The organism is Streptomyces sp. NPDC014891 (assembly GCF_043081085.1).
Taxonomy (GTDB): domain Bacteria; phylum Actinomycetota; class Actinomycetes; order Streptomycetales; family Streptomycetaceae; genus Streptomyces.
Genome location: NZ_JBIBWF010000002.1, coordinates 119,223 through 139,965, shown reverse-complemented (window position 1 = coordinate 139,965; position 20,743 = coordinate 119,223). Strand labels below are relative to the sequence as shown.

Below are 20,743 nucleotides of genomic sequence, written 5' to 3'. Positions count from 1 at the left end.
CACGAAGCTAGTTTTCGCACTTCCAGCCGAACAACACGAGCAGGGTCACTTCACACGGAAGGGTGGCTGTGCGGCGGTTCGGCTGAGGGCCGGGGGGCCGGTGTGCTGGAGTTGCCTGTGATCGATGAGGTAAGGCGACCCTAAACGGAGGATGAGGGTCCGCTGCGGAGCTCCCCGAGCGGCCCCCGGGCACCACGTCCGGACCATGGCGCTCCGCCCGGGTTCGCCCCGGAGGACGGAGGCCCGGAGCCCGAAGCCCGGAGGCCCGGAGCCCGAAGCCCGGAGGCCCGGAGCCCGAAGCCCGGAGCCCGAAGCCCGGAGGCCCGGTGGACGGAGGCCCGGAGCCCGTAGGTCGCGAGCACCTCGAACGCCCACCCGCTGGACGCGCGGCTCCGCCCGCCCGGGCGGAGTGCTCCCGCCCCCGCGCCTGCGGTACCGGCCCCGAAGGCGAGCCAGGTAGCCTTTCCCCGTGCCCCGTCTGTCTGAAGTCATCGCCGCGCTCGACGCCCTCTGGCCACCCGAGCGGGCCGAGTCGTGGGACGCCGTCGGCACCGTCTGCGGTGACCCCGACGCCGAGATCACGCGCGTGCTCTTCGCCGTCGACCCGGTCCAGGAGATCGCCGACGAGGCGATCACCCTCGGCGCCGACCTGATCGTCACCCACCACCCGCTCTACCTCCGCGGGACGACGACGGTCGCGGCCGGCCACTTCAAGGGCCGCGTCGTGCACGGTCTCATCAAGCACGACATCGCCCTCCACGTCGCGCACACCAACGCCGACACCGCCGAGCCCGGCGTCTCCGACGCCCTCGCGGGCGCCCTCGACCTCCGGGTCACCGGCCCCCTCGTGCCCGAGAACAACCTCGGCCGGATCTGCGAGCTCGACCACCCCGAGACGCTCGCCGAGTTCGCCGCCCGCGCGGCGAAGCGGCTGCCCGCCACCGCGCAGGGCGTCCGCGTCGCGGGCGACCCCGGCATGACCGTGCGCCGCGTCGCCGTCAGCGGCGGCTCCGGCGACAGCCTGTTCGACGCCGTACGCGCCGCCGGCGTGGACGCCTTCCTCACCGCGGACCTGCGCCACCACCCCGTCTCCGAGGCGACCCAGCAGTCGCCGCTGGGCCTGGTCGACGCCGCCCACTGGGCCACCGAGTGGCCCTGGTGCGAGCAGGCGGCCGCCCAGCTCGACGAGATCTCCGACCGCCACGGCTGGGACCTCCGCGTGCACGTCTCGAAGACGGTCACCGACCCCTGGTCCGCCCACCTCGTCCCCGCCGCCGCCCTTCCAGAGAGCGCTTCGCGCGCCCCTTCCGACCACACCTCTCCTGGAGCCCCCAACTGAACGCCGCGCCCGCCGACCAGATCCGCCTCCTCGACGTCCAGGCCCTCGACGTCCGTCTCCAGCAGCTCGCGCACAAGCGCCGCTCGCTGCCCGAGCACGCCGAGATCGAGTCCCTGACCAAGGACCTCACCCAGCTGCGCGACCTGCTCGTCGCCGCGCAGACCGAGGAGAGCGACTGCGGCCGCGAGCAGACCAAGGCCGAGCAGGACGTCGACCAGGTCCGCCAGCGGGCCGCGCGCGACCAGCAGCGCCTCGACTCGGGCGCGGTGTCCTCCCCGAAGGACCTGGAGAACCTCCAGCGCGAGATCGTCTCCCTCGCCAAGCGCCAGGGCGACCTGGAGGAGATCGTCCTGGAGGTCATGGAGCGCCGCGAGTCGGTGCAGGAGCGCCTCGGCGAGCTGACCGAGCGGGTCGCCGCCGTGCAGGCCAAGACGGACGACGCGAGCGCCCGCCGCGACGCCGCCCAGGGCGAGCTCGACACCGAGGCCGCCTCCGTCACGAAGGAGCGCGAGCTCGTCGCGGGCACCGTCCCGGCCGACCTCATGAAGCTGTACGAGAAGCTCCGCGAGCAGCAGGGCGGCGTCGGCGCGGCCCGGCTGTACCAGCGCAAGTGCGAGGGCTGCCACATCGAGCTCAACATCACCGAGCTGAACGAGGTCCGCGCCGCGGCCAAGGACGCCGTCGTCCGCTGCGAGAACTGCCGCCGGATCCTCGTCCGCACGTCGGAGTCCGGCCTGTAATGACGTCGTCTTCGCGTGAGGTGATCGTCGAGGCGGACGGCGGTTCCCGGGGCAACCCGGGGCCCGCCGGGTACGGCGCCGTGGTCCTGGACCCGGTGACGGGCGAGACCCTCGCGGAGGCGGCCGAGTACATCGGCGTGGCGACGAACAACGTCGCCGAGTACAAGGGCCTGGTGGCGGGTCTGAAGGCGGCGCGGTCGCTGTTCCCCGACGCCACCGTCCACGTCCGGATGGACTCCAAGCTGGTCGTCGAGCAGATGTCCGGCCGCTGGAAGATCAAGCACCCGGACATGAAGCCGCTCGCGGCCGAGGCCGGCCGGGTCTTCCCGGCGGGCCGGGTCCGCTACGAATGGATCCCGCGCGAGCGCAACAAGCACGCGGACCGGCTCGCGAACGAGGCGATGGACGCGGGCAAGCGCGGCGTCCCGTGGCGGCCGTCCGACTCGACGGCCGCGCTGGACACCGCGGCCGCCCGCAACGCCGCGTCCCTTCCCCCGGAGCCCTCGGGCCCGCCGGGCGACGCGACGGCGGGCGCCGCCCGGGCCCGCGCGGCCCTGGCGACGGGCACGGGCACGGTCCCGTCCGCCGACTCCGACTCCGACTCCGGCCGTGCGGCCACGGGCTCGGGCGCCTGGCCCGGCACCGCTGCCGCCCGCCCCACGGCCGGGGACGACGGCCTGTTCGCCGCCGATGAGGCCCTCACGACCCCGGCCTCGGGAGACTTCGAGGCGGAGGCGGGCGCCGCCTCCGCGCCCGCCCCGGCCGCTCGGTCCGCCTCCGCGGCTCCCGCCGCTCCCGGGCAGGGCTGGTCCGCCGCTCCCGACATGGGCGCCCCCGCCACCTTCGTCCTCCTCCGGCACGGCGAGACCGCGCTCACCCCCGAGAAGCGGTTCTCCGGCAGCGGCGGGACCGATCCCGAGCTCTCGGCGGCCGGACTCCGGCAGGCCGAGGCCGTCGCGGAGGCGCTCGCCGCGCGAGGCACCATCCAGGACATCGTCAGCTCGCCGCTCACCCGCTGCCGCCAGACCGCCGCCGCCGTCGCCGCCCGCCTCGGGCTCGACGTCCGCGTCGAACAGGGGCTGCGCGAGACCGACTTCGGAGCCTGGGAGGGACTGACGTTCGGTGAGGTGCGCGAGCGGCACCCCGAGGACCTCGACGCCTGGCTGGCCTCGCCGAAGGCCGCGCCCACCGGCGGAGGCGAGAGCTTCGCGACCGTCGCCCGGCGCGTGGCGGCGACCCGCGACCGGCTCGCCGCCGCCCACGCGGGACGCACGGTCCTCCTCGTCACCCATGTGACGCCCATCAAGACGCTGGTCCGGCTGGCGCTCGGCGCCCCACCGGAGTCGCTGTTCCGGATGGAGCTGTCGGCCGCGTCGATCTCGGCGGTCGCCTACTACGCCGACGGCAACGCGTCCGTACGGCTCCTCAACGACACCTCCCACCTCCGGTAGGGCCGCGCCGGCCGGGGGGAGGCCGGAAAAGGGAGTGGCGCGATGCCCCTGCCCCGTACCACCATCCCGTCATGACCTGGCACTTCACCGAGGACACCGCCGCCTTCCAGGCCGCGGCCGGGGCGCACCTCGCCGCCGAGGCCACGCGGAACACCGTCGTGCTGACCCTCATGGACGGGGCGGACCGGCTCGGCTGGTGGACCGGGCCCGACGGCCGCACCACGGGGGTCCTCGCGGTGTCCCGGTCCGGGGCCCTGCACCTCGGCGCCACGACGGAGGAGGCGGCCCGGACGCTCGCCTCCCGGCCGGGGGAGGAGCCGGTCTCGGTCCGCGGCGAGACGGCCGCGGTGGAGGCGTACGCCCGGGCCTCCGGGCGCCCGTGGCGGCCCGTCGTCCGCATGCGGCTCTTCCGGCTCGGCGAGCCCGTCCCGCCGGACCCGGCCCCGGCCGGCCGGCAGCGGACGGCCGCCGCGCGGGACGTCCCGCTCGTCGCGGCCTGGACGCGGGAGTTCGCCGTGGCCATCGGCGACGAGCCCGCCGAGGACTACACCGGCTTCGTCGGCGAGCGGGTCTCGGAGGGGCGCCTCGTCCTCTGGGAGGCGCCCGACGGCCGCCCGGTCTCGATGGCCGCCGTCTCCCGGACGATCGAGGGGCAGGCCCGCGTCCACCTCGTCTACACCCCGCCCGCCGAACGCGGCAACGGCTACGCCGCGGGGGCCACCGACGCCGTCGGCCGGGTCGCGGCCGCACGGGACGCCACCCGGATCCTGCTCTTCACGGACCTGTCCAACCCCACCAGCAACGCCCTCTACCGGCGCCTCGGCTACCGCCCGGTGACGGACCACGTGGGGGTGGAGTTCAGCGGGACCGCGGGCTGACCGGCCCCCGCAGCGCGGCCGCCTCGCGCGCCAGCGTCTCCACCCGCGCCCAGTCGCGGGCGGCGAGGGCGTCGGGCGGCAGCATCCACGTACCGCCGACGCAGCCCACGTTCGGCAGGGACAGGTAGGCGGGGGCGGAGGCGAGCGAGACGCCGCCCGTGGGGCAGAACCGGGCCCGGGGGAGCGGTCCCGCGAGCGACTTCAGGTACGGGGCGCCGCCCGCGGCCTCGGCGGGGAAGAACTTCATGTCCTCCACGCCCTGCTCGAGCAGCGCCACGACCTCCGAGGTGGTCGACACGCCGGGCAGGAAGGGCAGCCCGGAGTCACGCATCGCGCCGAGCAGCCGCTCCGTCCACCCGGGGCTGACCAGGAACCGCGCTCCGGCGCCGACCGCGTCCGCGACGCCCTCAGGCGTGACGACCGTCCCCGCTCCGACGACCGCGCCGGGCACCTCGTCGGCGATGGCGCGCACGGCGTCGAGCGCGGCCGGCGTGCGCAGGGTGACCTCGACGAGCGGCAGCCCGCCGGCCACCAGGGCCCGGGCCAGCGGCACGGCGTCGGAGGCGTCCTCGATCACGACCACCGGCACGACCGGGACGGAGGGGACTTCCGGGGCAAGGTCGAACACGCTCGTCATGGGCGCCATCCTGCCCACGGCGAGCGTCACACGCAACGGGCGTTGCGCAGAGCGCAACGGGTGCGGAAATGCCGGGAGACGGTGAGATGACCGGTGCTCCCGGCGGCCCCTCAGTGGATCTCGTCGACCAGGACGTCGAGCGCCCCCGGCTTCCCGCCCTCCTCCACCACGTACTTCAGGTCCCGCAGAGCCACCACCAGCTCCTCCGGCGAGCGCGGCGCGGCCCCCGCCTCCAGCAGGCTCCGGACGATCCGGCCCTTCGTCGCCTTGTTGAAGTGGCTGACCACCTTCCGCGTCGGCGCGTGCAGCACCCGCACCGTCGCCGTCCGCGCCGCCGTCTCGCCCTTGGGCTTCCACGCCGACGCGTAGGCCGCGGACCGCAGGTCCAGGACCAGGCCGTCCCCCGCCTCCTCGGGCAGCACGGAGGCCATCGCGCCCCGCCAGTGCGCCCCCAGCGCGCCGAGCCCCGGCAGCTTGACCCCCATCGAGCAGCGGTACGACGGGATCCGGTCGGTCACCCGCACCGCGCCCCACAGCCCGGAGAACACGAGCAGGGACCGGCCGGCCCGCCGCCGGGCCGCCGCGTCCAGGGTCGCCAGACCCAGCGCGTCGTACAGCACACCCGTGTAGATCTCCCCGGCCGGCCGAGCGCCCGCCGTCCGCAGCTCCACGTTCTTCGCGACCTCGCCGCGCAGGCCCTCGCTCAGGCCCAGCACCTCGCGCGCCTTCTCCTCGTCGGCCGCGCACAGCTCGACCAGCTCGTCCAGGACCGCGGCCCGCGCCTCCGCGAGCCCCGGCAGGGACAGCGACTCCGGCTTGAGCGGCGCCCCGCGCCCCGAGGAGGCCTTGCCCTCGGAGGGCGGCAACAGCACGAGCACGGTGGTTCTCCTTCGTCCGTACGGGGATGGGGGTGCGGCCCCGGGAACCCAGCGTACGAGGTGCCGAGACCCGCCCCGTACGGACGAGGCGGCACCCCCGGCGGCGGCGCCGGGCGATCCGGCCCCCGCCCGCGGGGCGACGCCCCCGCCGTACGAGGTGCCGAGACCCGCCCCGCACGGACGAGGCGGCACCCCCGGCGGCGGCGCCGGGCGATCCGGCCCCCGCCCGCGGCGATCCGGCCCCCGCCCGCGGGGCGACGCCCCCGCCGTACGAGGTGCCGCGCCCCTCCCGTCCCCCTACGCTCGGTCCATGCCCCGCCGCCACATCCATGTGACCGGCGCAGCCGAGGCTCCGCTGCGGGCCGCCCTGCGCGCACTCCGTACCGAGCTCGCGGTCCCCGAGGACTTCCCGCCCGCCGTCCTCGCCGAGGCCGAGGCCGCCGCCAAGGCCCCCCGGCTTCCGGCGCTCGACGCCACCGACCTGCCCCTCTTCACCGTCGACCCGCCGACCTCCACCGACCTCGACCAGGCCATGCACCTGGCCCGCAGGGCCGACGGCGGATACCGCGTCCACTACGCCATCGCCGACGTCGCCGCCTTCGTCGCCCCCGGCTCCGCCCTCGACGCCGAGGCCCACCGGCGGGTCCTCACCCTCTACTTCCCCGACGGCAAGGTCCCCCTCCACCCCACCGTCCTCTCCGAGGGCGCCGCCAGCCTCCTCCCCGGCGAGCCCCGCCCCGCCCTCCTCTGGCGCATCGACCTCGATGCCGAAGGCCGCCGCGTCGCCACCGACGTCCGCCGCGCCCTCGTCCGCAGCCGCGCCAAACTCGACTACGCGGGCGTCCAGCGGCAGATCGACACCGGGACCGCCGAGGAGCCGGTGGCCCTCCTGCGGGACGTCGGACGCCTCCGCGAGGCCCTGGAAGCCGAGCGCGGCGGGATCTCCCTCGACGTGCCCGAGCAGGAGATCGTCGAGCAGGACCACACCTACTCCCTGGCCTACCGCGCGCCGCTCCCCGCCGACGGCTGGAACGCCCAGATCTCCCTTCTCACCGGCATGGCCGCCGCCGACCTCATGACCGCCGCCGGCACCGGCATCCTGCGCACCCTCCCCACCGCCCCCGACGGCGCCGTCGCCCGGCTGCGCCGCTCCGCGCAGGCCCTCGGCGTCGACTGGCCGCACCACGTCTCGTACGCCGACGTCGTCCGGGCCGCGGACCCCGCCGACCCGCGCCAGGCCGCCTTCCTCCAGGAGTGCACCACCCTGCTCAGGGGCGCCGGGTACACCGTCTTCACCGACGGCCACGTCCCCACCCCGGCCGTGCACGCCGCCGTCGCCGACGAGTACACCCACTGCACCGCGCCCCTCCGCCGCCTCGTCGACCGGTACGCGGGCGAGCTGTGCGTCGCGGCGGTCGCGGGCGACGAGCCGCCCGAGTGGGTACGGGCCGCCCTGCCCGCCCTGCCCGACGAGATGGCCGACGGCTCGCGCCGCGCCAACACCGTGGAACGCGAGAGCGTCGACATCGTCGAGGCCGCGCTGCTGAGGGAACGGGTCGGCGAGATCTTCGACGCCTACGTGATCGACGTGAAGGAACGCGAACCGGCGGTCGGCACCGTCCACCTGGACGACCCGGCGGTCGTCGCCCGCATCGCGGGCGGCACGTCCCGCCTGCCGCTGGGGGAGTGGCTGCGGGTCAGGCTCGCGGAAGCGGATCCGGGGACGGCGAAGGTGCTGTTCGCGCCCGCGTGACGGCCGGGGCGAGCGCGCGGTGCAGGGCGCGGGCGTCGTCGGCGTGGAAGCGGATCAGCCGGACGGGCCGGGGCGGGCCGAAGAACCGGGGCACGTCGATCGGCCCGGCCAGCTCGACGGTGAGCGAGGTCTGGGAGCCGACGGCCAGGTTCAGCTCGCCCTCGGCCCGCTCGTGGGAGAACACCGGATCGTGGCGGACGGACGCGATCAGGCCCAGCGGCACGGACACGTCGACGTGCGCGGCCTGGCGGAGCCGCAGCACCTCCCCGGTGAGGGTGTGCGGGCGGGTCGCGGCGGCCGCGTGCAGACCGAGGACGAACAGCACGGTGTACACGTCCAGGACCAGGACGACCGCGTGGACCGCCGGCCAGTCGGCGAGCAGGTACGACAGGCCGACGGTCTCGACCACGCACACGAACGCGAAGCCGTACATCAGCGCCGCCTGGTCGCGGGCGTGCGGGAACACCCCGTCGACCCCCTCCACCCCGTGCGGACGCCGCGCCGCCCACCGCCCCAGACACGCCATGATCCGCAGCTCGTGCCCCACGATCCGCAGCACCGGCGCGGGCACGAGCGCGGCCAGGACCTCCCGCCGTGAGAGCCCCCGGCGCCGCAGCCGCAGGTACGCGAGGACCTCGGCGAGCAGCAGCGCGCCGACGAGGAGCTCGACGCCCGCCCACACGGCCGCGGGGATCCGGAACCCGCCGACGAGCAGGACGGCCAGGACGACCTCGGCGGGCAGCACCGCGTAGGCGAGCGGACGGAGCAGACGCACCCCGCCGGGCCCGCCGCCGGAGCCCGCCTTCGCCTCGGCCGGGGTGGCGGCCGGCGTCCCGCGGGTCACCGGTTCTCCTCCCGTCGCTCCCCGACCAGGCGGATCGCCAGCCGGACGGCCGCCGACTGGGCGGGTGCGAGGTCCGCGAAGAGGGCGTCCGCGAGGGAGCCGTCGAAGGAGCCGGGGCCGTCCGCCGCGTCCGGCGGCAGGGACGCCCCCAGCTCGTCCGGCAGGCAGTCGGCCAGCACGCGGGCCGCCGCGGCGACCCGCGGGTCGTCCGCCTCCGCCCCGGAGAGGGCGTCGAGCAGCGGGTACACCTCGTGCGCGCGCTCGGCCGCTCCCGCCATCAGCCCCATCAGCCGGGCCCGCTCCTCCTCGGGCACGACGACGTCCATCAGGGCCAGGATCTGCCGGTCCTTCGCCGCCATGGGGGACTCGGGCAGCTCGCCCAGACCGGCGAGCAGGGCGCTGAGCTCGGGCGACAGCGGCCCGTCGGCCGGAAGCCGGCCGGCCCGGGCCTCGGCGAGGAGGCCGGACAGCCGTGCGCGCCGTCCCCGGATCTCCGCCTCCTGGCGCGCGAGGTCCGCGTCGAGCTCTTCCAGCACCTCGGCGAGCCCCCGCCCCTCGTCGTCGGCGAGCACGCCCCGGACCTCGTCCAGGCCCAGGCCCAGCTCGGTGAGCCGCCGGACACGGGCGAGCAGCACGGCGTCCCGGACGCCGTACTCCCGGTACCCGTTGGCCCGCCGGGGCGGCTCGGGCAGCAGTCCCGACTGGTGGTAGTGCCGCACGGCGCGGGGGGTGACCCCGACCAGGGCGGCGATCTCGCCGATACGCATGAGCCCAGTAGAAACCCTGACGCTGCGACAAGGTCAAGGACGGTCCGCCGGTCCCTCCGGGGGAGTCCGCCGCCCTCCTGATCGCCGGGTAGCATGGTCGGCACGGCAGACGAGCCGGGCGGGCGGCCGCGTGGAGATCCCCGGATCTCCCCGAGGAACGTCCGGGCTCCACAGAGCAGGGTGGTGGCTAACGGCCACCCGGGGTGACCCGCGGGACAGTGCCACAGAAAACAGACCGCCGGGGACCTCGGTCCTCGGTAAGGGTGAAACGGTGGTGTAAGAGACCACCAGCGCCTGAGGCGACTCAGGCGGCTAGGTAAACCCCACTCGGAGCAAGGTCAAGAGGGGACACCCCGGTGTCCCTGCGCGGATGTTCGAGGGCTGCTCGCCCGAGTCCGCGGGTAGACCGCAGGAGGCCGGCGGCAACGCCGGTCCTAGATGGATGGCCGTCGCCCCGACGACCGCGAGGTCCCGGGGGACAGAACCCGGCGTACAGCCCGACTCGTCTGCCGGCCGTTCCGCAAGGGCCCCCGCCCGGGTGTTCCACCTGGTCGGGGGCCTCTTGCCGTACCGGCGCCGCCCGCGAGAGCGCCCCGGGGCGCGGCACCCGGGGGACGGGCCGACCACTCGGACCGCCGGGGCGCGGGTCCTCCGGGGCCCGGCCGGACCCCTACGATTCCAGTGTTTGAATGGGACGGTCGTCCCCGCCCGAGCAAGGAGAACCGCTGTGCCCCTGGTGTCCGTCGTGATGCCCGTCTACAACTCCGCGGCGACGCTCGGCGCGGCGGTCCGGTCGGTGCTGTCGCAGACCCACACCGACCTGGAGCTCCTGGTCACCGACGACAAGTCCACCGACGACTCGATGGACCTGCTCATGGAGTTCGCCCGGCGCGACGAGCGCGTCAAGCCGGCGTCCGCGCCGGAGCAGGGCGGTGCCGGCCGGGCCCGGAACCTCGCCATCGAGCGGGCCCGCGGGGACTACGTCGCCTTCCTCGACAGCGACGACATGTGGCTCCCGGAGAAGACCGAGCGGCAGGTCGCCTTCGCCGCGGAGGGCACCGCGCCCCTGACGTTCACCTCGTACTACAAGATGGACGCCGACTACGCGGGCGAGAGCACCGACTTCGAGCCCAACGGGCGCGTGGTCCGCGCCCGCGCGCACGTGGACTACCGCGCGATGCTGGTCCGCGACTACATCGGCGCGCTGACCGCCATGTACGACCGCTCCGTCCTCGGCACACGCCTGATGCCGGAGATGCGGAAGCGCCAGGACTACGCCCTCTGGCTGTCGATCATGCGCGACGGCGCCGACGCGCGCGGTCTGGCCGAGCCGCTCGCGGTCTACCGCGCCCACCAGGCCGGCTCCCTGTCCTCCAACAAGCTGTCCCTGGTCCAGTACAACTGGGAGCTGTACCGCCGCCACGAGGGCCTGTCCGTCCCGCGGGCGACCCGGGGTCTGGCCGGCGCCGTGTGGCAGTCGCTGCGCAACTCGCGCATCTAGCAACGGCACCCGGGGCCGTTCGAACGGTCGCCGGGTCCGCCGCTCAGGGCCTGCGGACCTCGAAGTGGAAGCAGCCGTACTCGACCGCCCGGACGTGGACCAGCGCCACGGCCGGATCGGCGAAGGCCTCGGCGAACGCCCGGTCGAAGCCCTCCGACGCCGCCTCCGGGATCTCCAGCAGCCGGCCGCCGACGATCCGGCCCGCCGCGTCGTACCGGCGGAGGGTCCGGAGCGCCCCGGCGCGGGCGAAGGGATACGTCGTCGACGGCGCCGGGCCGCCGCACTCCTCCGCGTGGACGAAGACCGGGCCCTGCTCGTCGTAGGCCCCGGGATCGGCGCCCGTCCCGGCCGCCCAGCGCCGCAGCGGCGCGTACGAGACGAGGGCGATCCGCTCGCCCGGCAGGGACGGGCGCAGACAGCAGCGGAGCGGATCGCCGCCCTCGACGGCGCGGTGCGGGACGCAGGCACGGCCGGCGTCGTCCGCGACCCGCAGCTCGGCGTGGGCGGAGGGGGTCAGGGCGCGGGCGGTGTAGGCGGTCTCGTTGCTCATGCCACCAGCGTCACCCGCCGTCGCCCGCACCGCTGGCGCCATTCGGACGCGACGCTCCCGGCCCGCCCGGCACGCCTAGGGGGTGTCGTCGGAAGCCAGCGGCGGGAGCCTGCGGTGCAGGAGGCAGAACTCGTTGCCCTCCGGGTCGGCCAGCACCTTCCAGTTCTCGGTGCCGTTCTGCCCGACGTCCGCCGGCCGGGCGCCGAGCGCGAGCAGCCGCTCCCACTCGGCCTCCTGGTCGCGGTCGGTGGGATTGACGTCGATGTGCAGCGGGAGCTTCCCCCGCCGCGGATCGCTGCTGGGACTGAGGACGAGCGTGGGCTGCGGACCGCCGAAGCCGACCCCGGGCGGACCGATCTCGATGCTTCCGTCGTCCTCCCGCCCGAGCTCGACGTAACCCAGGACCTCGCTCCAGAACGCGGCGAGCGCCTCGGGATCGGCGCAGTCGACGACCAGTTCGCTGATGCGGCATGCCATGCCCGCGACCCTACGCCCGGGGTCTACGCCTCCGCCGCTTCGTCGCCGGCCGGCGGCGTGGCGGCCGACAGCAGCCGCTCCGCCAGGGCCCGGCAGCGGTCCCCGAGTTCCGGAGGGTCGAGGACGTCGAACTCGTGCCCGAGGAGAAGGACGTGCAGCAGGACCCGGTCGAGGTCGGCGGCGCCGCTCAGCACCTCGCAGCGGCCCCCGTCCCGCTCCCGTACGACGGCCGCCGAGGACGGGACCTGAGCCCGGACCGTCTCCGCCGGCGCGTGCACGAGGAAGCGTGCCCGGTGGGCGTACACGCGGCTCGCGACTCCCTCCTGCACGTACTCCGCCGCGTCCGGCGCGGGCCGGGGCCGGAAGCGCCACGTCCGCGCGGTCACCGCCGTCATCCGGTCCACGCGGAAGGTGCGCCAGTCGTCGCGGTCGAGGTCGTACGCCAGGAGGTACCAGCGCCGGTCGGAGGCGACCAGCCGGTGGGGTTCGACCCGGCGGGGCCGCGGCGTGCCGCCGGAGGGGTAGTCGAAGGCCGCCTCGACCTCGTCGCGGCAGGCACCGGCCAGGATCAGCAGCACCTCGGGCTCGACGGGGGCGCGGCCCGCGCCGAAGAACTCGACCGAGCCCGACAGGGCGCGCACCTCGTGCCGCAGCCGGGTCGGCAGCACCTGGTCCAGCTTGGTCAGCGCCCGGAGCGTGGCATCGCCGGTCCCGGCGGTGGCCCCGGCCAGCAGGGAGACCGCGGTCGCGGTGGCCTCCTCGTCGTCGAGGAGGAGCGGCGGCAGGTCCTGCCCGCGGCCCAGCCGGTAGCCGCCGCCGATCCCCTGGCCGGCGTGCACGGGGTAGCCGAGCGTGCGGAGCCGCTCGACGTCGCGGCGGACCGTGCGAGGGGTGACGCCGAGCCGCTCGGCCAGCTCGGGGCCGGACCAGGCGCGGCGCCGCTGCAACAGGCCGAGGAGGGTGAGCACCCGCTCGGTCGTACCCAGTTCGTCCATGCGGGTCAGCCTGCCAGAGGTGGCGGACCGATTCTGTCCGCCTCGGGTGCCAGGGTGGGCGCAGAGGCCACGGGTGCGGGTCCGCGCCGACACGCGGACCGCCGCCGCTCCCGCCGCCCGTACGACGAGATGAACGGAGCAGCACGATGAGCCGCCGATTCCAGGTCACGTTCGACGCGCACGACCCGGCAGCGCTGTCGACCTTCTGGCGGGACGTCCTCGGGTACGTCCACCCGGGCCCGCCCGGGGTCGAACTCCCGGAGGGGGCCGACCCGCTGGCCGCGTGGGACGGCTTCCTCGCGGGCCTCGGGGTGCCGGAGGAGCAGCGCAACACGCGATCGGCCGTGGAGGACCCGGAGGGCGAGGGGCCCCGGGTGTTCTTCCAGCAGGTGCCGGAGGGCAAGGAGGCGAAGAACCGGGTCCACCTCGACGTGCGGGTGGCGCCGGGTCTGGAGGGAGACGAGCGGATGGCGGCCCTGGAGGCCGAGTGCGAGCGGCTGGTGGCCCTGGGGGGAACCCGGCTGCGCCGCTTCGAGCCGGAGCCGCCGATGAGCAACGGGTGGATCGTGATGGCGGATCCGGAGGGCAACGAGTTCTGCCTGGACTGAGGGGCGGCGGGCGGCCCCTGGCCGTGGCCGCCCCGCACCGCCGGGCCCCCTGGTCGCCGGCCCGTCGTCCGGGCCCTCGGCCCCGGTCCTCCGTGACCGCCTCGGCCCCAGCCCCCTCGTACCGCCTCAGCCCCGGTCCTCCGTACCGCCCGCCGCCCCGGCCGTCCTAGTCGAGCACCTCGATCCGCCACTGCGGGTCCCGGTCGTCCGTGCGGACGAAGATCCGCTTCGGGAGCGGGGAACGGTCCTCGAACAGGTCGCGGCCCAGTGCCAGGCCGTTCTGGTCGATCACGTACGTGCCGTCCCGGAGGTCGGCGAGCGCGGTGAGGGTGGTGAGCGTGACGGCCCCGCCCGCTCCCTCCCCGCCGTCGACGCGCTGGAGGCGCCAGACGGAGGCCGGGGAGTCGTCGGGGCGGACCACGACCGGCGCCCGCTCCGTGCCCTCCGCGGTGATCGTCTCCTCCGTCCCCTTGGCGGTGAAGCGGAAGCCCTCGCGCTCCCGGGTGACCAGCCACTCCCCGGCCCCGGCCGGATCGGCGAGGAAGCCGACGACGGCTCCCTCCTCGACCCCGACCGGGGCCCCCTTCGCGTACAGCTTCACGACCTTGCCGGCGTTCGCCATCGCTCCTCCTGCGTTCCGCGGGTCGGTTGTCCGCGTCCGGCCGCCTGTGTGCGGCGCTCCGAGGACGGTGCCCCACCGTGCGGGGCCGGCGCCGGTGCACACGCGGGTCCTGGGCCGTGTGGAGCCGGGAAGTCGCCGGGGAGGGGCAGGCCGCGTGGGCCGTTCGGCGGGCCCGGCCCGGGGCGGGGCCCCGGGATCCCGCCCCGGCGGGCCGCTCGCCCAGGTGGCCCAGCGCGTCCGCCGACACGCCGCAGGCGCACGGCGTGGTCGCCGGTCGGGCCGGTCCGCGCGGTGTACGGCTAGGGCATGACCATTCCCGTGGAGCGGCTCACCGACCCCGCCGTGCGCGCCTTCGTCGCGGCCATCAACGCCCATGACCAGACGGCTTTCCGGGAGGCTCTGACCCCCGGTGCCACCATGTCCGACGACGGGTCCGACCGGGACCTCTCGGAGTGGACCGACCGGGAGATCTTCTCCTCGCGCGGGCACATGGAGGTCGAGTCGGAGAAGGGCGGCGGCCTCGACCTCGTCGCCCGGTTCCGGAACGACACCTGGGGCGAGATGAAGACCCGTTGGCGCTTCGTCGTCGACGGCGGCAAGGTCGCGCGCTTCGAGACCGGCCAGGCCTGACGGTCCCTACGGGCCCCTCGTCCGCCTCCTGAGCCCGTCCGCCCGCGGCGGACGGGCTCGGGGTCCGCCCGCGCCCCCGCCCCGGGGCCGGATGCCGGGCGGTCAGCCCCGCCCGATGTACGGCATCGCCGTCGCCATCACCGTCGCGAACTGCACGTTGGCCTCCAGAGGCAGGGCCGCCATGTGCACCACCGTCGCCGCGACGTCCGCCGCGTCCATGACCGGCTCCACGGCCGTCTCGCCGTTGGCCTGGAGGATGCCGGACTGCATGCGGGCCGTCATGTCCGTCGCCGCGTTGCCGATGTCGAGCTGCCCGCAGGCGATCCGGTACGGGCGCCCGTCGAGCGACAGCGACTTCGTCAGGCCCGTCATCGCGTGCTTCGTCGCCGTGTACGCGATCGAGTGCGGGCGCGGCACATGGGCCGAGATCGAGCCGTTGTTGATGATGCGGCCGCCCTGCGGGTCCTGCTCCCGCATGGTCCGGAACGCCGCCTGGGCGCACAGGAACGCGCCGGTCAGGTTGACGTCGACGACCGCGCGCCAGGTGTCCGGGTCCAGGTCCTCGACGGGGACGCCGCCGCCCGCGAACGTACCCGCGTTGTTGAAGAGCAGGTCGACGCGTCCGTAGCGGTCCCGGACCGCCGCGAAGAGGGCGGACACCTCGTCCGCCGAGGTGACGTCCGTGGGGACGGCCAGGAAGTCTCCGTCGGGCGCCGCCGCCGCAGTCTCCTCCAGGGCGCCCGCCCGGCGGCCCGCCAGGGCCACCGACCAGCCCGCCGCCGCCAGGGCGAGGGCCACACTCCGGCCGATGCCCGATCCCGCTCCCGTCACCACTGCGATGCTCATGGGCGCGCAGCGTACGCGAGACGCATGCCCCGTGAACTCACCGTCCCGACACGTGGATGTCCTGTACCCGACAACGCGAGGTCGTCCCGCCCCCCTCGAATGACCGACGGACCGCATCCGTCTGGGGAGGGGCACATGAACCGCGTACACGACGTCCACGAGCATTCCGACGAACTCCGCGCCGCCGCACGCCACCTGGCGCGCCGTCGGTTCCTCACCGCCACCGGGGCCGCCGCCGCGCTCGCCTTCGCCACGCAGCTTCCGCTCGCGGGCTCGGCCGCCGCCGCCGAGCTCGACGGGCGCCGGCTGACCGAGGACCCGTTCACCCTCGGCGTGGCGTCCGGCGACCCCCTGCCCGGCTCCGTCCTGCTCTGGACCAGGCTCGCGCCCCGCCCCTTCGAGCCCGGCGGCGGGCTGCCCGCCGTCCGGGTCCCGGTCCGCTGGGAGCTCGCCCTCGACGAGCGCTTCACCCGGACCGTGCGCCGCGGCCTGGCCACCGCGCACCCGGAGTTCTCGCACACGGTGCACGTCGAGGTCGAGCACCTGGACGCCGGCCGGGACTTCTTCTACCGCTTCCGCGTCGGCGACTGGACCAGCCCCGTCGGCCGCACCCGCACCGCACCCGCCCCCTGGGCCCGCACCACCGGCCTGAAGCTCGCGGCCGTCTCCTGCCAGGCCTACCACGACGGCTACTTCACGGCCTACCGCCACCTCGCGCAGGAGGACGTGGACGTCGTCTTCCACCTCGGCGACTACCTCTACGAGTACGCCGTGAACGCCACCGGCGGCGCCCGTGCCTACACCGACCGGACCCTCCCGGCCGTCTTCGCCCGCGAGACGCTCACCCTGGACGACTACCGGCTCCGGTACGGCCTCTACAAGTCGGACCCCGACCTGCGCGCCGCGCACGCCGCCCATCCCTTCGTCGTCACCTGGGACGACCACGAGACCGAGAACAACTACGCGGGCGGCACCCCCGAGAACGACGTCCCGCCGGAGGAGTTCCTGCTCCGCCGCGCCGCCGCCTACCGCGCCTACTGGGAGCACCAGCCGCTCCGCGCACCCCAGCGGCCCCAGGGCCCCGACATGCGGCTCTACCGGCGGCTGCGCTTCGGGCGGCTCGCCCAGTTCGACATCCTCGACACCCGCCAGTACCGCTCCGACCAGGCGTACGGCGACGGCTGGCAGGTCCCGGGCCCGGAGTCGGAGGCCCCGGCGCGGACGATGACCGGTGCCGCGCAGGAGAGGTGGCTGCTGGACGGCTGGCGCGGCTCCCGGTCCCGCTGGAACGTCCTGCCGCAGCAGGTCGTCCTGGCCGAGCGGCGCGACCGCGCCACCGCCGACTTCAAGCTGTCGATGGACTCCTGGGACGGCTACCCGGCCTCCCGGCGGCGGCTCCTCGCCGGTGCCGGGGCCGCGGGGGTGGAGAACCTGATGGTGCTCACCGGGGACGTCCACGTCGGCTACGGCCTGGACCTCAAGGCCGACTTCCGCGACCCGTCCTCGCGGACCGTCGGCACCGAGATCGTCGCCACCTCGATCAGCAGCGGCAAGGACGGCGCCGACCGCCCGTCGAACTACGACAAGCTCATGCAGGCCAACCCGCACCTGAGGTTCTTCAACGGGCGGCGCGGCTACGTGACGGTCGCGCTCGGGGAGGAGGCCGCCCGGGCCGACTTCCGGACGGTGCCGTACGTCACGGCCCCGGGCGCTCCCGTCGCCACGGCCGGCTCCTTCGTCACGGAGGCCGGGAACCCGGGGCTCACGCCCGCGTGAGCCCCGAACCGTCGTCGGATGCCCCGCGCGGCCCGGGCACGGCCTCCTGCGGGTAGCGGACGCCGATGCGGTCCCGTACCGCGTCGAGCGTCCGCATCACCGCGAGCGAGCCGTCGAGGGGGACGAGCGGGGACTCCGTCAGACCGGACCGCAGGCAGCGCACGACCTCGGCGGCCTCGTGCCGGAGGGAGTGCGGGTCCTCCGGCGCGGTGATCACCTCGGGCTCGCGGCCGGCGCGGTGGAGGGTGAGGCGTTCCGGGAAGAAGAAGCCGCGGGGGAGGTCGATCCGGCCCAGCGAGCCGGTGACCGAGGCCGTCAGCGGGGTGTCCGCGTCGAGCGAGCAGGACAGCAGGGCCGAGGCCCCGGAGTCCGACCAGCCGAGCAGCATGCCGGTGTTCAGGTCGACGCCCTCCGGCGAGAGCAGCGCGTGCGCGTGGACGCTGTCCGGCTCGCCGAGGAGCAGCTGGGCCAGCGACACCGGGTACACCCCGAGGTCGAGCAGCGCCCCGCCGCCCACCGCGGGGTCCCGCAGCCGGTGGTCCGCCGGGAAGGGGCCCGCGAGCCCGAAGTCGGCCTGCACGGTCCTGATCTCGCCGATCGCCCCGTCGCGTACCAGCTCCGCGAGCCGCCGGATCAGCGGGTTGCAGTACATCCACATGGCCTCCATGAGGAAGAGGCCGCGGTCCCGGGACAGGGTGACGAGTTCCTCTGCCTCGCGGGCGTTGAGCGTGAGAGCCTTCTCGCAGAGCACCGCCCTGCCCGCCTCCAGGGCGCGGCCGGCCGCCTCGCGGTGGGCGTGGTGCGGGGTCGCCACGTAGACCACGTCGACGTCCTCGTCGGCGAAGAGCCCGTCCCACCCGCCGTACGCCCGCGGGATGCCGAACCGGTCCGCGAAGGCCCGGGCGGAGGCGTCCGTGCGGGACGCCACCGCGACGACCTCGGCGCCGTCGAGAGTGAGCAGGTCCGTGGTGAACCGCTCCGCCATGCCGCCCGTCGCCAGGATTCCCCAGCGCACCGTGTCACTCATGTACCCCACCCGTCCCACAGAGGTCTCGACCATGCCGATCGAGCTGAGAGCATAGGCAAGGATTCAACGATATGGAGCAGTCGATGCCGGAGAGCGGTCAGAAAGCAACACAAGGACACATAACCGAGAGCACTCCGGTCGCTCCGGCGGAGTCCGTCACCGCCGCCCGGCGCACCGGGCTGCTCGTCACCCTCGTCCTCGGCGGGCTCACCGCGCTGCCCCCGCTCTCCATGGACATGTACCTCCCGGCCCTGCCCGAGGTCACCGGCGCGCTGAACGCCCCCGCCGCCACCGTCCAGCTCACCCTCACCGCCTGCCTCGCCGGCATGGCCCTCGGCCAGCTCGTCGTCGGCCCCATGAGCGACAAGTGGGGTCGTCGCCGCCCCCTGCTCGTCGGCATGATCGTGTACGTCCTGGCCACCGCCGTCTGCGCGCTCGCCCCCTCCGCCGAACTGCTCATCGCCTTCCGGCTGCTCCAGGGACTCGCCGGCGCCGCCGGCATCGTCATCGCCCGCGCGGTCGTCCGCGACCTGTACGACGGCGTGGAGATGGCCCGGTTCTTCTCCACCCTCATGCTGATCTCCGGCGTCGCCCCGGTCATCGCGCCCCTCATCGGCGGCCAGATCCTCCGGATCACCGACTGGCGGGGCGTCTTCCACGTCCTCACCGTCATCGGCGTCCTCCTCACCCTGGTCGTCTGGCGCTTCCTCGCCGAGACGCTGCCGCCCGAGCGCCGGCACGAGGGCGGGGTCGGGCAGGCCCTGCGCACGATGAGGGGACTGATCGGCGACCGCGTCTTCGCCGGGTACATGCTGACCGGCGGCCTCGCCTTCGCCGCCCTCTTCGCGTACATCTCGGCCTCGCCGTTCGTCGTCCAGGAGATCTACGGGGCCTCGCCGCAGACCTTCAGCCTGCTCTTCGGCCTCAACTCGATCGGCCTGGTCGCCGTCGGCCAGATCAACGGCAAGCTGCTCGTCGGCCGCGTCAGCCTCGACAAGGCGCTGGGCTGGGGCCTCGGGACGATCCTCGTCGCCTCGCTCGCGCTGCTCCTCATGACCGCCGGCGTCTTCGGGAAGGTCGGACTCGCGCCGGTCGCGGCCGGGCTCTTCGTCCTGATGTCCGCGATGGGCCTCGCGATGCCGAACACCAACGCCCAGGCCCTGATGCGCACCCCGCACGCCGCCGGCTCCGCCTCCGCGCTCCTCGGCACCACGTCGTTCCTCGTCGGCGCCGTCGCCTCCCCGCTCGTCGGCATCGCCGGCGAGCACACCGCCGTGCCGATGGCGGTCGTCCAGCTGAGCTGCGCCGTCCTGGCCCTGGCCTGCTTCCTGGGCCTGTGCCGCCCGTGGCGGTCGGCCGGGGCGGGCCGGCCGGTCCGGGCCCCCGGGACCACCGGGCCCGCCGCCTAGACTGGGTCGGTGAACGCCTCCGCTCCCTCCGCCGACTCGCTGCGCGCCGCCCTCGCCGGGCTCCTCGGCGGGCTGCCGCCCAAGCAGGCCGCCCAGGCCGTCGACCGGCTGATCGCCAACTACCGGGGGACCACCCCGACGGACGCCCCCGTGCTCCGCGACCGCTCCGACGTCGCCGCGTACGCCGCGTACCGGATGCCGGCGACCTTCGAGGCGGTACGGGGCGCCCTCGCCGCCCTGCGCGCGGCGGCGCCCGACTGGGAGCCGCGCACCCACACGGACGTCGGCGGCGGCACGGGCGCGGCGAGCTGGGCCGTCGCCGAGGCCTGGGCGGAGCGGCCGCCCCGCAGCACGGTCCTGGACTGGGCCGAGCCGGCCCTCGCGCTGGGCCGCGAACTGGCCGCCGGCGCCCTGGACGCCGAGTGGCGCACGGCCAGGATCGGCGGCGCGCTGAAGCTCGACGACACGGACCTGGTCACCGTGTCGTACGTGCTCAAGGAGCTGACCCCGGCCGACCGGGCCGCCCTCGTGACCGAGACCGCGCGGGCCGCGCAGACGGTCGTGATCGTCGAGCCCGGCACCCCCGACGGCTACGAGCGGATCATCGCCGCCCGCACCCTGCTGATCGAGGCCGGGTTCACGGTCGCCGCGCCCTGCCCGCACAGCGGGGCCTGCCCGATCGAGCCGGGCACGGACTGGTGCCACTTCGCGGCCCGGGTCAGCCGCTCCTCGCTGCACCGGCAGGTCAAGGGCGGCTCGCTGCCCTACGAGGACGAGAAGTACGCCTACGTGGCGGCGACCCGGCTCCCGCCCTCGCCGGCCGCCTCCCGCATCACGCGCAGGCCGCAGATCCGCAAGGGCATGGTCCTGCTCGACCTGTGCGGCCCGGACGGGCTGGGCCGCGACACGGTCACCAAGCGGCACGGCCCGCTGTACCGGCAGGCCCGCGACGCGGAGTGGGGCGACTCCTGGCCGCCGGAGGACGAGGGCTGACGGCCCGCACCCGACCCGCGGC

21 protein-coding genes and 1 other RNA gene are annotated in these 20,743 nt (G+C 75.3%); 12 read left to right on the top strand and 10 right to left on the bottom strand.

The features are described from left to right. Positions 1-469: 469 nt before the first annotated feature. The 4 genes from ACF09E_RS05260 to ACF09E_RS05245 all read left to right on the top strand — a co-directional run bounded on the left by ACF09E_RS05260 (position 470) and on the right by ACF09E_RS05245 (position 4,408). Positions 470-1,339 (top strand): Nif3-like dinuclear metal center hexameric protein, encoded by an 870-nt coding sequence (locus tag ACF09E_RS05260; protein ID WP_392203963.1) that lies wholly within the window; start codon positions 470-472, stop codon positions 1,337-1,339. Beyond that, on the top strand, positions 1,336-2,079 hold the full coding sequence (locus ACF09E_RS05255) for a C4-type zinc ribbon domain-containing protein (RefSeq protein ID WP_361862921.1): 744 nt from the start codon (positions 1,336-1,338) through the stop codon (positions 2,077-2,079). The genes ACF09E_RS05260 and ACF09E_RS05255 overlap by 4 nt, the downstream gene beginning before the upstream one ends. After that, on the top strand, positions 2,079-3,530 hold the full coding sequence (locus ACF09E_RS05250) for a bifunctional RNase H/acid phosphatase (RefSeq protein ID WP_392203962.1): 1,452 nt from the start codon (positions 2,079-2,081) through the stop codon (positions 3,528-3,530). The genes ACF09E_RS05255 and ACF09E_RS05250 overlap by 1 nt, the downstream gene beginning before the upstream one ends. A gap of 71 nt (positions 3,531-3,601) precedes the next feature. Continuing rightward, positions 3,602-4,408 carry a GNAT family N-acetyltransferase gene (locus ACF09E_RS05245; protein ID WP_392203961.1) on the top strand — a complete coding sequence of 269 codons (807 nt, stop codon included), beginning with the start codon at positions 3,602-3,604 and terminating at the stop codon, positions 4,406-4,408. On the opposite strand, the gene eda is transcribed toward ACF09E_RS05245, so the two are convergent. Both eda and yaaA read right to left on the bottom strand, forming a co-directional pair. Beyond that, a complete protein-coding gene (eda, locus tag ACF09E_RS05240; RefSeq protein ID WP_392203960.1) occupies positions 4,389-5,045 on the bottom strand; it encodes a bifunctional 4-hydroxy-2-oxoglutarate aldolase/2-dehydro-3-deoxy-phosphogluconate aldolase in 657 nt (218 codons plus the stop codon). The genes ACF09E_RS05245 and eda overlap by 20 nt on opposite strands. Positions 5,046-5,155: 110 nt before the next feature. After that, a complete protein-coding gene (yaaA, locus tag ACF09E_RS05235; protein WP_392203959.1) occupies positions 5,156-5,923 on the bottom strand; it encodes a peroxide stress protein YaaA in 768 nt (255 codons plus the stop codon). Between the two features lie 310 nt (positions 5,924-6,233). On the opposite strand from yaaA, the gene ACF09E_RS05230 reads away from it, so the two are divergent. Then, entirely contained in the window at positions 6,234-7,676 is a 1,443-nt protein-coding gene (locus tag ACF09E_RS05230) for an RNB domain-containing ribonuclease (RefSeq protein WP_392203958.1), read from the top strand. Here the strand turns inward: ACF09E_RS05230 and ACF09E_RS05225 are convergent. Together ACF09E_RS05225 and ACF09E_RS05220 are read right to left on the bottom strand one after the other, a co-directional pair. Then, positions 7,621-8,520 (bottom strand): hypothetical protein, encoded by a 900-nt coding sequence (locus tag ACF09E_RS05225; RefSeq protein WP_392203957.1) that lies wholly within the window; start codon positions 8,518-8,520, stop codon positions 7,621-7,623. The two genes, ACF09E_RS05230 and ACF09E_RS05225, sit on opposite strands and share 56 nt — an antisense overlap. After that, positions 8,517-9,287: a MerR family transcriptional regulator gene (locus ACF09E_RS05220; protein WP_392203956.1), complete on the bottom strand. Its 771-nt coding sequence runs from the start codon at positions 9,285-9,287 to the stop codon at positions 8,517-8,519. The genes ACF09E_RS05225 and ACF09E_RS05220 overlap by 4 nt, the downstream gene beginning before the upstream one ends. 110 nt (positions 9,288-9,397) lie before the next feature. Between ACF09E_RS05220 and rnpB the strand changes: the two genes are divergently transcribed. Together rnpB and ACF09E_RS05210 are read left to right on the top strand one after the other, a co-directional pair. Next, an RNA gene (gene rnpB / locus ACF09E_RS05215) (RNase P RNA component class A) lies at positions 9,398-9,796 on the top strand. 218 nt (positions 9,797-10,014) lie between these two features. Continuing rightward, positions 10,015-10,788 (top strand): glycosyltransferase family 2 protein, encoded by a 774-nt coding sequence (locus tag ACF09E_RS05210; RefSeq protein WP_392203955.1) that lies wholly within the window; start codon positions 10,015-10,017, stop codon positions 10,786-10,788. Between the two features lie 43 nt (positions 10,789-10,831). Here ACF09E_RS05210 and ACF09E_RS05205 read toward each other — a convergent pair whose 3' ends face one another. The 3 genes from ACF09E_RS05205 to ACF09E_RS05195 all read right to left on the bottom strand — a co-directional run bounded on the left by ACF09E_RS05205 (position 10,832) and on the right by ACF09E_RS05195 (position 12,810). Then, a complete protein-coding gene (locus ACF09E_RS05205; RefSeq protein ID WP_392203954.1) occupies positions 10,832-11,338 on the bottom strand; it encodes a DUF1203 domain-containing protein in 507 nt (168 codons plus the stop codon). 75 nt (positions 11,339-11,413) lie between these two features. Next, positions 11,414-11,815, bottom strand: coding sequence for a VOC family protein (locus ACF09E_RS05200; RefSeq protein WP_392203953.1), 402 nt, complete (start codon positions 11,813-11,815; stop codon positions 11,414-11,416). A gap of 23 nt (positions 11,816-11,838) precedes the next feature. Beyond that, on the bottom strand, positions 11,839-12,810 hold the full coding sequence (locus ACF09E_RS05195; RefSeq protein WP_392203952.1) for a helix-turn-helix transcriptional regulator: 972 nt from the start codon (positions 12,808-12,810) through the stop codon (positions 11,839-11,841). 146 nt (positions 12,811-12,956) lie between these two features. Here ACF09E_RS05195 and ACF09E_RS05190 point away from each other — a divergent pair, with 146 nt between their 5' ends. Then, complete coding sequence (locus ACF09E_RS05190) at positions 12,957-13,418, top strand: VOC family protein (RefSeq protein ID WP_392203951.1); 462 nt, start codon at positions 12,957-12,959, stop codon at positions 13,416-13,418. A gap of 166 nt (positions 13,419-13,584) precedes the next feature. Here ACF09E_RS05190 and ACF09E_RS05185 read toward each other — a convergent pair whose 3' ends face one another. After that, entirely contained in the window at positions 13,585-14,040 is a 456-nt protein-coding gene (locus ACF09E_RS05185) for a hypothetical protein (protein WP_392203950.1), read from the bottom strand. Between the two features lie 306 nt (positions 14,041-14,346). Between ACF09E_RS05185 and ACF09E_RS05180 the strand changes: the two genes are divergently transcribed. Beyond that, positions 14,347-14,670 carry a nuclear transport factor 2 family protein gene (locus ACF09E_RS05180; RefSeq protein ID WP_392203949.1) on the top strand — a complete coding sequence of 108 codons (324 nt, stop codon included), beginning with the start codon at positions 14,347-14,349 and terminating at the stop codon, positions 14,668-14,670. A 102-nt stretch (positions 14,671-14,772) separates the two neighbouring features. On the opposite strand, the gene ACF09E_RS05175 is transcribed toward ACF09E_RS05180, so the two are convergent. Further along, on the bottom strand, positions 14,773-15,516 hold the full coding sequence (locus ACF09E_RS05175; RefSeq protein WP_392203948.1) for an SDR family oxidoreductase: 744 nt from the start codon (positions 15,514-15,516) through the stop codon (positions 14,773-14,775). Positions 15,517-15,651: 135 nt separating this feature from the next. On the opposite strand from ACF09E_RS05175, the gene ACF09E_RS05170 reads away from it, so the two are divergent. Next, positions 15,652-17,292, top strand: coding sequence for an alkaline phosphatase D family protein (locus ACF09E_RS05170; RefSeq protein WP_392203947.1), 1,641 nt, complete (start codon positions 15,652-15,654; stop codon positions 17,290-17,292). On the opposite strand, the gene ACF09E_RS05165 is transcribed toward ACF09E_RS05170, so the two are convergent. After that, complete coding sequence (locus tag ACF09E_RS05165) at positions 17,279-18,319, bottom strand: Gfo/Idh/MocA family protein (protein ID WP_392203946.1); 1,041 nt, start codon at positions 18,317-18,319, stop codon at positions 17,279-17,281. The genes ACF09E_RS05170 and ACF09E_RS05165 overlap by 14 nt on opposite strands. 83 nt (positions 18,320-18,402) lie before the next feature. Between ACF09E_RS05165 and ACF09E_RS05160 the strand changes: the two genes are divergently transcribed. Together ACF09E_RS05160 and ACF09E_RS05155 are read left to right on the top strand one after the other, a co-directional pair. Further along, positions 18,403-19,728 (top strand): Bcr/CflA family multidrug efflux MFS transporter, encoded by a 1,326-nt coding sequence (locus tag ACF09E_RS05160; RefSeq protein WP_392043396.1) that lies wholly within the window; start codon positions 18,403-18,405, stop codon positions 19,726-19,728. Positions 19,729-19,737: 9 nt separating this feature from the next. Beyond that, positions 19,738-20,721 carry a small ribosomal subunit Rsm22 family protein gene (locus ACF09E_RS05155; protein WP_392203945.1) on the top strand — a complete coding sequence of 328 codons (984 nt, stop codon included), beginning with the start codon at positions 19,738-19,740 and terminating at the stop codon, positions 20,719-20,721. The last annotated feature ends 22 nt before the right edge of the window (positions 20,722-20,743 follow it).